The organism is Mycobacterium sp., from assembly GCF_049585075.1.
In the GTDB taxonomy this organism is placed as follows: Bacteria; Actinomycetota; Actinomycetes; order Mycobacteriales; family Mycobacteriaceae; genus Mycobacterium.
Window position 1 is genome coordinate 1 of the sequence record NZ_JBAUZA010000033.1, and the last position, 9,846, is coordinate 9,846.

The window sequence follows — 9,846 nt, forward strand, 5'->3', positions numbered from 1 at the left end:
CCGTCGTCGAGCGCGACCACCCGAGGGCTGCGGGCGCGCACCACTGGGCGCGCAGCAACCACGTCATGCGCCCACCCGCTGCGCACCAGCGCGTGGGCTTCGGCGGTACGGGCATAGCCGCCGATCAGGGCCGCACACCGCATCTGGTGGGCGCGCAGCATCGCTACCTCGCGGGCGTGCGGATACGGTGCCCGCGGCTCGGCCAGGGTGTCGTCGCCGTCATCCCACACCATCACCAGCCCCAGATCGGCCAGGGGCGCGAATACCGCACTGCGAGTACCGATCACCAACCGTGCGCTGCCCCGCAGTGCGGCCAGCCAGCGTCGGTAGCGTGCGGCGGGACCCAACCCCGCCGACAAGGCCACTACGCACGTCTCGTCAAACAATGTCGTCGCCGCGCGCCACATCGCGTCCACGTCGCGCTGATCCGGCACGATCACCAACACCGCACGGCCGGTCCGCACCGTCTGGGCGGCGGCTTCGGCGAATCGGTCCGCCCATTGCTCGCCGGGCAGCGCCTGCCACACCGCGCGCGCGGCACGCGACTCGCTCAGCGCGGTGAGGAATTGCCCGCCGCGGCCGTATGTCTCCCAGCTGGACCGGTCGATGGCGGTTAGATCGGGAAGCGTTGGTGGCGTTGGATTTTCGCGTTCCACTTTGGCGTGGCGGGGCGGCACCGCCAGCCGCAGCACGTCGGCGCGCGTTCCGGCGTAACGTGCCGCGACGGCATCGACCAGCCGACGGATCTCCGGGGTCAGCACCGTCTCAGCGGACACCACTCGGTCGAGCCAGGCCAGCTTGCCGACATGATCGGTATCGGTGCGACGCTCCAAGATGAACCCGTCCACCAGCCTGCCGTGGAATCGGAGCCGCACCCGCACTCCGGGCTGGGCATCGTCGGATTGTTCGGCGGCCACCAGATAGTCGAATTCGCGGTCCAGATGCGGCACCGACAACATCGGCAGCACCCGCGCGATTGGCTCGAATGGGGCGGTCTGCCTGGTCCGCGTGCTCACTCAGCAGGTGTAGCAGAGTTCGCCGACACTCGGCCGAAGAAGAAGCCGGCGGTGATCAAGATCTGCGCCGCCGCGTAGGTCCACCAGATCGGTACGGCCAGCGCCTCATTGCCCAGCACGAACCGGCCGACACCGATCATCGCGTCCGACCCCGCGAAAAACACCGCACCGACCGCCGTCCAGATTGTGGGCAGCTGCGCCAACAGCGCCGCACACACCATGGCGCCCAACGCGACGATGTAAACCGTGACAGGAGCGGTCAACCCGTCGCGACCCAGGTGCGGCCAAAACCAGACCAGCAGCGCCACGCACGCCGCGCACATCGCGGCGACGGCGATCAAACGCGGGCGTGAACGGCCCGACGACCTGGCCAGAGGCAGTAACGCACCCAGAAAACACAGGTGCGCCAGCAGAAATGCGGCCAGACCGAGCACGAACGACGCCGTCCACCACGGGATTGCCAGGAGCGCGTCGCCGGCCGCCGAGAACACCAACGCCAGCATCAGCCAACGCCGCTCGCGGACGATCGGATGTGCGGCCGCGCCGAACGCCAACAGCAGCGCCATCAATGCCTTGAAGGCCGGCTGCCCCGGCCACTGTCCGGTCAGCTCGGCGCCCGGCGGCGAACGCAACGCGGTCACCGTCAAAAACACCCCGTAGCCGAGGCCGACCCAACCGGCGGCTACCCAGCAACCGACCACAATCCGGGATGCGTACGGTGTCGGTGTGCCCACCGTTGATCCCATTCTGTTGAAGGTACTGGATGCGGTCCCGTTCCAGTTATCCGCTGACGAGGGAGTCGAAGTGGCTCGCCAGCGGCTGCGGGATCTGCCGCGGCGGTCCTTTCACCCGGAGCTGCGCGTGCAAGACCGCACGATCGACGGGCCGGCCGGTCCGATCGACATCCGAATCTATTGGCCGCCAACCGATCACACCACACCGCCAGTGCTGGTGTTCTTCCACGGCGGCGGCTTTGTCGCCGGTGACCTCGACACCCACGACGGCACCTGCCGCCAGCACGCCGTGGGCGCCGATGTCGTGGTGGTGTCGGTGGACTACCGGCTGGCCCCCGAATATCCCTACCCCGCCGGTGTCGACGATGCCTGGGCCGCAACGCAATGGGTCGCCGAGCACGGCAGCGAGCTCGACGCCGACGCCAGCCGCCTGGCGGTGGCCGGCGACTCCGCGGGCGGCACGATATCCGCGGTGATCGCGCAACGGGCCCGCGATGCGGGTGGCCCCAAACTCCGATTTCAGCTGTTGTGGTATCCCTCCACGCTGTGGGACCCGTCGCTGCCGTCGTTCACCGAAAACGCCGACGCGGCCATCCTCAACAGCGAAGCGATCGCCGCGTTTTCGCGTTGGTACGCGGGCGACGTCGACCTGTCCGATCCCCCGCCCGGAATGGCACCGGGACGCGCCGAGAACCTGGCCGGGCTGCCGCCCGCCTACATCGCCGTCGCCGGGCATGACCCGCTGCGCGACGACGGGATCCGTTACGGCGAATTGCTCGCGGCCGCTGGCGTTCCCGTCGAGGTGAACAACGCCGAGACCCTGGTGCACGGCTACGTCGGCTACGCGGGGGTGGTGCCCGCCGCGACGGCCGCCCTTGACCGGGGGCTGGCCGCACTGCGTGCCGCCCTGCATAGGGTGGGTCCATGACGGAGCCGACCACCACCCGACCAGCGATTGACCCGACGCTGAAGGCCATCCTCGACGCGTTCCCGCTGACCTTCACCGCCGCGGACGGCGTGGAGGTCGCGCGCGCGAAACTGCGCCAGGTGCAGGTTCCCCCGGAAATGCTGCCTGACCTGCGCATCGAGAACCGCATCGTCGGGCATGGCGACCGCACCGACATCCCGGTCCGCATCTACTGGCCGCCGGTCACCGAACACAGCGCCCTGCCCGTCGTCGTCTTCTACCACGGCGGCGGCTGGGCACTCGGTGATCTGGACACCCACGACCCGGTCGCCCGTGCACACGCCGTCGGCGCTGAAGCCATCGTGGTGTCGGTCGACTACCGGCTCGCCCCGGAACACCCCTTCCCGGCCGGCGTTGACGACTGTTGGGCCGCGCTGCAATGGGTCGGCGAGCATGCCGGCGAGCTGGGCGGCGACCCGAACCGGATTGCCGTCGCCGGCGACTCCGCCGGCGGCAACCTTGCTGCGGTGATGGCGCTCTTGGCCCGCAATAACGGCGGGCCGGCGCTGGCGTTTCAACTGCTCTGGTATCCGACCATCGCGGCAAACCTGTCGCTGCCGTCGTTCATCGAGAACGCCGACGCGCCGATCCTGGACCGCGACGTCATCGACGCCTTTTTGACCTGGTATCTGCCGGGCGTCGATATCAGCGTGCCGACCGCACTGCCGGTCACCCTGGCTCCGGCAAACGCCGCCGACCTCTCCGGCCTCCCGCCGGCCTACATCGGCACCGCCGAACATGATCCGCTGCGCGACGACGGGGCCTACTACGCCGAATTGCTCAACGCCGCAGGTGTGCCCGCCGAACTGAGCAACGAGCCCACGTTGGTGCACGGCTACGTCAGCTTCGCGCTGCTCATACCGGCGGCCGCCGAGGCGACCAACCGCGGACTCGCCGCCTTGAAAGCAGCCCTGCACTAGCGGGCGCAAAACCAGGAGGCGGTACCGTCGGTAACGTGAACGGCGATTCTCCTGACTACCACTGCCTCGTCGTCGGAGCCGGATTTTCGGGCATCGGCACCGCAATCAAGCTCGGTCAGGCGGGCTTCGACGATTACCTGATCCTCGAAGCCGGCGACGACGTCGGCGGCACCTGGTACTGGAACACCTATCCCGGTATCGCCGTTGACATTCCGACGTTCTCCTACCAGTTCTCGTTCGAGCAGCGGCCGGACTGGTCGCGGACCTACGCACCGGGCAAAGAACTGAAGGCGTATGCCGAGCATTGCACCGACAAGTACGGGATCCGGCCGAAGATCCGGTTCAACACCAAGGTCCTCTCGGTTGAGTTCGACGACGAGCGGGCGCTGTGGCGGGTGCACACCGATCCGGGAGGAGAAGTCACCGCCCGATTCCTGTTGAACGCCAGCGGTGTGCTGACCGTGCCCAAGCTGCCCGACATCGACGGCGTCGACTCCTTCGGCGGCGTCATCATGCACACCGCCCGCTGGGATCACAACCAGGACCTGACCGGCAAGCGAGTCGCCGTGATCGGCACCGGCGCCTCGGCTGTGCAGCTGATTCCCGAGATCGCGCCGATTGTCAAAGAGCTCACGGTGTTTCAGCGCACACCGATCTGGTGTTTCCCGAAGTTCGACGTGCCGCTGCCCAAACTGGTGCACTGGGCGATGCGCCTGCCCGGCGCGAAAACGCTTCAGCGGCTGATCAGCCAGGCCTATGTCGAGGTGACCTTTCCCCTTCCGGCGCAGTACTTCACGGTGTACCCGCTGGCCAGGTGGATGGAATCGGTCGGCCGCGCCTACCTGCGCCGGAAGGTCCGGGATCCGGCAGTGCGCGAGAAACTCACCCCGCAGTACGCGATCGGCTGCAAGCGCCCCGGCTTCCACAACACCTACTTGTCGACGTACAACCGCGACAACGTGCGACTGGTGACCGAGCCGATCGACAAGATCACGCCGTCGGCGGTGGCCACCACCGACGGCGTCAGCCACGAAGTCGATGTGCTGGTGCTGGCCACCGGCTTTCACGTGTTGGACTCCGACAGCATGCCGACCTTTGCGGTCACCGGGAGCGACGGCCTGTCGCTAGCCAAGTTCTGGGACGAACATCGGCTGCAGGCCTACCAGGGCGTGAGTGTTCCCGGCTTCCCCAACATGTTCAGCGTGATGGGCCCGTACGGCTACGTCGGATCGTCGTACTTCGCGCTGATCGAGGCACAGTCCCACCACATGCTGCGATGCCTGAACCGGGCCCGTCAGCGCAACGCCATCCGGGTCGAGGTCACCGAGGAGGCCAACGCCCGCTACTTCGCCGAGGTCATGCGCCGCCGGCACCGCCAAGTGTTCTGGCAGGCCAGCTGTCAAGTGGCCAACAGCTACTACTTCGACAAGAACGGCGACGTGGCACTGCGGCCCTCGACCACGCTCGAGGCGTACTGGCGCAGCCGACGTTTCGACCTCGACGACTACCAGTTCACGGGCTAGCTGCGTCTGGTCGCGCTAGATGGCGCGCTTGAGCTCGTCGACCATGTTGAGCTGCTCCCACGGCAGCTCGATGTCGGTGCGGCCGAAGTGCCCGTAGGCGGCGGTCTGCGCGTAGATCGGGCGTAGCAGGTCGAGGTCGCGGATGATCGCGCCGGGCCGCAGGTCGAACACCTCGGGCACGATCTTCTCGATCTTGACCGGGTCGACGATCGCGGTACCAAAGGTTTCGATGAACAGGCCGACCGGGGCGGCCTTGCCGATCGCGTATGCCACCTGCACCTCGACCCGCTCCGCCAGGCCTGCGGCAACGATGTTCTTTGCCACCCAGCGCATCGCGTACGCTGCGGAACGGTCCACCTTGGACGGATCCTTGCCGGAGAAAGCGCCGCCGCCGTGGCGGGCCCAGCCGCCATAGGTGTCCACGATGATCTTGCGGCCGGTCAGGCCGGCGTCGCCCATCGGGCCGCCAAGGACGAACTTGCCGGTCGGGTTGACCAGCACCCGCGTCGCCGATGAATCCAACGTCTCGTGAGCAAGGTCCGCCAGCACGGCCTTAAGCACGTGCTCCCGGATGTCGGGATCCAGTGTCTTGTCCAAGTCGATGTCGGCGGCGTGCTGGGTAGACACGACCACGGTGTCCAGTCGGACGGGCACGTCGTCCTCGTACTCGATGGTGACCTGCGTCTTGCCGTCCGGCCGCAAGTAGGGCAGCGTGCCGTTCTTGCGCACCTCGGTCAGCCGCCGCGACAGCCGGTGGGCCAGCGCGATCGGCAGTGGCATCAGCTCGGGGGTGTCATTGATCGCGTAGCCGAACATCAGGCCCTGGTCGCCCGCGCCCTGCGAGTCCAGCGGGTCCGCCGCACCCTCGACGCGTGCTTCGTGGGCGGTGTTGACGCCCTGAGCGATGTCGGGCGACTGCGCGCCGATGCCGATGTTCACTCCGCATGTGGTCCCGTCGAAACCCTTCTCCGACGAGTCGTAACCGATGTCGAGGATGCGCGCGCGAACCGTGTTAGTGATGTCGGCGAACGCTTCCTTCGCCGTCGTCGTCACCTCACCGACCACGTGCACCTGCCCGGTGGTCACCAACGTCTCAACCGCGACACGTGAGCGGGGATCCTCCGCCAGCAGTGCGTCGAGGACCGAGTCGCTGATCGCATCGCAGATCTTGTCGGGATGTCCTTCGGTCACCGACTCGCTGGTGAACAGCCGACCCTTTTCGCTCACACCTTCATCCTTCCAAGCAATGGTGGAATTGTTAGTTAGACAAATTATATCTTCGTGCCGCCCGCCGCTCTCGGCCAGCCCTGGATGTTACGGGGTTAGGTGGCGGAGCCACCGCCCCCGTGCAGGAACGCGACGATCGCATCTACGATACGACTGGCCATCAGCGTCTTCGAGCCATGCTGCAGCGCCGACTCGGTGCCGTCGGATGCCAGCAACCAGCCGTCGTTGTTGTCCACCTCGAAGGCCTTGCCCTCACCAACGGCGTTGACCACCAACAGATCACAGCCCTTGCGACGCAGCTTGGCCCGAGCGTGGAACAGCACGTCACCGTTCGCGTCGCCGGTCTCGGCGGCGAAGCCGACGATCGCCCGCATGTCGGGTAGCTGCCCGGCCGCCCGGGCCTGCACCGCTGCGGCGAGCACGTCGTCGTTGCGGATCAATTCGATGGCCGGTGGTTCCTCCGCGCCCTTTTTGATCTTGGCGGTCGCGACGTGTGCGGGCCGGAAATCTGCCACCGCAGCTGCCATCGCGAGCACGTGGGCGTCGGGTGCGTGCTTGGACACGGCGTCGGCAAGTTGTTGAGCCGAGCTGATGTGCACCACCTCGACGCCGGCCGGGTCGACGAGCCCAGCGGTATGCCCGGCGATCAGCGTGACCTCCGCGCCGCGCTGGGCAGCGACCCGCGCCAGCGCGTAACCCTGCTTGCCCGAGCTGCGGTTGCCGATGAAGCGGACCGGGTCGATCGGCTCGCGGGTGCCACCGGCGGTCACCAGTAACTTGAACCCCGCCAGGTCGTAGCGCATCGCGTCGTGCCGTTCCAGCAGCAGCTGGGCGAACGTGACGATCTCCTCGGCTTCCGGCAGCCGGCCGGCGCCGCTGTCCGCACCCGTCAGCCGACCGGATGCCGGTTCCAGCACCACGGCGCCGCGCCGTCGCAGCGTGTCCACGTTTTCGACGGTGGCCGGGTGCTGCCACATCTCGGTGTGCATCGCCGGTGCGAACAACACCGGACAGCGCGCGGTGAGCAGTGTCGCGGTCAGCAGGTCGTCGGCGCGGCCGTGGGTAGCCCGGGCCAGCAGGTCGGCGGTCGCCGGTGCCACCACGACCAAGTCGGCGCCCTGGCCGATCGCAACGTGCGGGACCTGCGGAACGTCCTCGAAGACACCGGTGTGCACCGGCTCCCCCGACAGCGCCTCAAAGGTAGCCGCGCCGACGAAGCGCAGCGCGGATTCGGTGGGGATGACGCGGACCTGATGGCCCGCCTCGGTGAGTTGGCGAACGACGGTGCAGGCCTTGTATGCGGCGATACCTCCGGAGACGCCGACGATGATCCGCTTGCGGTCTGTCCGCTTGTCACCCGAGAGGCTCATCACAAGCCCGCCTGGATCCCGCTACTCGCCTTCGGTGTGCTCGAGCAGGTCGCCGTGAATCTCTCGCATGGCGATCGACAGCGGCTTCTCCTGAAGCCCAGGCTCGACCAGCGGCCCGACGTATTCGAGGATGCCCTCACCGAGCTGGTTGTAGTAGTCGTTGATCTGCCGAGCCCGCTTGGCCGCATAGATGACCAGGGCGTACTTGCTTGAAACGCGCTCGAGCAGCTCGTCGATGGGGGGGTTGGTGATGCCCAACGGCGTGTCATACGCGCCGATTCCACCCGATGCCGGATCGAACTGATCGGGGACGGCGGCCAATGACGCGTCGGTCTTCGAGGTACTCACTAAGACTTTCTCCTGGTGGCGTAGAGCGGTCTGCGACTAGATGATGATTCGAGTCTGATGGCGGATCACGCCGTACCCGGCGCTGGAGCCACCAGCAAGGATACCAATTCTGCGCATGCAGTCTCCAATTGACTGTTCACCACGACCTCGTCGAAGTCGTTCTGAGCCGCCAGTTCGATGCGGGCGGTGGCGAGCCGGCGTTCGATCACTCCGGGCGTTTCGGTCCCCCGGCCGATCAATCGGGCCTCCAAGGCCTCCCAGCTCGGCGGGGCCAGAAACACGCTGATCGCCTCCGGCATTGCCTGCTTGACGGCGCGGGCACCAGCCAAATCAACCTCGATCAGCACCGGGTGGCCGGCGGCGGTGGCGTCGCGGACCGGCTGGGCCAAGGTGCCCGACCGGTGCAGGCCGTCGTGGATCTCGGCCCATTCCAGCAGGGCGCCGTCGTCGATCAGCTGCTGGAAGCGGGCCGGGGTCACGAAGTGATAGTCGACGCCGTCGACTTCACCCGCACGCGGCGCTCGAGTGGTCGCCGAAACGCTGAACACCAGATCAGAAATCCGCTCCCGCAGGCAACGGACCAGCGTCGACTTTCCTACCGCGGATGGACCGGACAGCACCACCACGCGTCCTGCAGGCTTAGCCCCAAGACGTTCGTCGCAGCCACCGTCCGGTCCCCCGTCGGCGCTCACCGACTCTCCTAGAGGGCGATTAGGAGAAGTCGAACTTTTCCAGCAGGGCCTTGCGCTGACGATCGCCGAGCCCACGCAGGCGGCGGGTCGGGGCGATCTCGAGCTCGGTCATGATTTCCTGCGCCTTGACCTTGCCAACCTTCGGCAACGCCTCCAGCAGCGCAGAAACCTTCATCTTGCCGAAGACCTCGTTGGTCTCAGCATCCTTGAGCACCTGCTTGAGATTGGTGCCACCGCGCTTCAGCCGATCCTTGAGCTCGGCTCGCGCACGGCGTGCGGCGGCAGCCTTTTCCAAGGCGGCTGCGCGCTGCTCGTCGGTCAACTGGGGAAGAGCCACGATTCCTCCGTCTCAATCACTAATCGACAGCTATCGATCTTTGTTTGTCTCAGCTGGGTAGTCCAGCCAGCGGAGACGACCGTACCCACGCTGCCAGACGAAATCTAACCCGCCCCCCTGGTTGAATCCACAAAGGTGCAGCGTGTGGCATCGAGATGGGCTGTTCCGAGGCGCCGTTTGGCGGAGGTTGTGCAGCTGGGCCGGAAGGATCGGCTCCACGTGGAGAAAATGGCTCTACCAGCGGTTTTGGCGAGTCGCCCGCGCTCACGAGCCACCTCGCACGCAGGCTCCTGGCCGCCCGGACGCCGCGTGAAAAGCGGAAACTAACCCGATTGCGCATGTCACGGCGTGTCGCGCGTGTCGCGGCGCATTACGCAACTGTTTGACGCGGGCTTGGGGCTCGTGGCTAGTCACTCTGCCAACATGAGTCACACCAGCATCGGTAACCAACCATGACACGGTTTTTGAAAGCGATGCGCATGCGATATCACGTCGCTACAGGCCGACTCCAGCAGCGGTACTGATATCGCTCGTGTCATCGATCTGACGACGTGGCTAAACCTTCGGACGTTTACTAATGGGGCCGCTGAGTCTGATGAGGCACAGCCCCAGCCAGTTCATCCGCTACCCGGCTAGGTAGGCGACCGCGTCACGCATCCGCTCAGCGGCCGCTCGCAGCGCCGCAATGTCGGGACCAGCCCGCAGTACTTCG

General features: G+C 66.7%; 9 protein-coding genes and 2 pseudogenes. 3 read left to right on the forward strand and 8 right to left on the reverse strand.

From position 1 onward, the window contains the following. Together WB785_RS01590 and WB785_RS01595 are read right to left on the reverse strand one after the other, a co-directional pair. A pseudogene (locus tag WB785_RS01590) lies at positions 1 to 959 on the reverse strand (primosome assembly protein PriA); the annotation flags it as partial. Between the two features lie 53 nt (positions 960 to 1,012). Beyond that, complete coding sequence (locus WB785_RS01595; protein WP_424076951.1) at positions 1,013 to 1,762, reverse strand: lysoplasmalogenase; 750 nt, start codon at positions 1,760 to 1,762, stop codon at positions 1,013 to 1,015. Here WB785_RS01595 and WB785_RS01600 point away from each other — a divergent pair. From WB785_RS01600 to WB785_RS01610, 3 genes are read left to right on the forward strand one after another with little or no spacing between them, the layout of a single operon-like run. Next, complete coding sequence (locus tag WB785_RS01600; RefSeq protein ID WP_424076959.1) at positions 1,719 to 2,678, forward strand: alpha/beta hydrolase; 960 nt, start codon at positions 1,719 to 1,721, stop codon at positions 2,676 to 2,678. The genes WB785_RS01595 and WB785_RS01600 overlap by 44 nt on opposite strands. Next, the gene (locus WB785_RS01605; protein WP_424076952.1) at positions 2,675 to 3,637 is read left to right on the forward strand and encodes an alpha/beta hydrolase; all 963 of its coding nucleotides are present in this window, start codon (positions 2,675 to 2,677) and stop codon (positions 3,635 to 3,637) included. Before WB785_RS01600 ends, WB785_RS01605 begins: the two co-directional genes overlap by 4 nt. Positions 3,638 to 3,672: 35 nt before the next feature. After that, on the forward strand, positions 3,673 to 5,160 hold the full coding sequence (locus tag WB785_RS01610) for a flavin-containing monooxygenase (RefSeq protein ID WP_424076953.1): 1,488 nt from the start codon (positions 3,673 to 3,675) through the stop codon (positions 5,158 to 5,160). A gap of 15 nt (positions 5,161 to 5,175) precedes the next feature. Here WB785_RS01610 and metK read toward each other — a convergent pair whose 3' ends face one another. The 6 genes and pseudogenes from metK to WB785_RS01640 form a co-directional block, all read right to left on the reverse strand. Beyond that, on the reverse strand, positions 5,176 to 6,387 hold the full coding sequence (gene metK / locus WB785_RS01615; protein ID WP_424076954.1) for a methionine adenosyltransferase: 1,212 nt from the start codon (positions 6,385 to 6,387) through the stop codon (positions 5,176 to 5,178). A 95-nt stretch (positions 6,388 to 6,482) separates the two neighbouring features. Continuing rightward, a complete protein-coding gene (gene coaBC, locus WB785_RS01620) occupies positions 6,483 to 7,757 on the reverse strand; it encodes a bifunctional phosphopantothenoylcysteine decarboxylase/phosphopantothenate--cysteine ligase CoaBC (RefSeq protein WP_424076955.1) in 1,275 nt (424 codons plus the stop codon). 21 nt (positions 7,758 to 7,778) lie between these two features. Then, positions 7,779 to 8,105 carry a DNA-directed RNA polymerase subunit omega gene (gene rpoZ, locus WB785_RS01625; protein ID WP_424076956.1) on the reverse strand — a complete coding sequence of 109 codons (327 nt, stop codon included), beginning with the start codon at positions 8,103 to 8,105 and terminating at the stop codon, positions 7,779 to 7,781. 65 nt (positions 8,106 to 8,170) lie between these two features. Beyond that, complete coding sequence (gene gmk, locus WB785_RS01630; RefSeq protein ID WP_424076957.1) at positions 8,171 to 8,797, reverse strand: guanylate kinase; 627 nt, start codon at positions 8,795 to 8,797, stop codon at positions 8,171 to 8,173. 19 nt (positions 8,798 to 8,816) lie between these two features. Next, positions 8,817 to 9,134 carry an integration host factor, actinobacterial type gene (gene mihF / locus WB785_RS01635; protein ID WP_424076958.1) on the reverse strand — a complete coding sequence of 106 codons (318 nt, stop codon included), beginning with the start codon at positions 9,132 to 9,134 and terminating at the stop codon, positions 8,817 to 8,819. Between the two features lie 624 nt (positions 9,135 to 9,758). Next, positions 9,759 to 9,846: pseudogene (locus tag WB785_RS01640) on the reverse strand (orotidine-5'-phosphate decarboxylase); the annotation flags it as partial.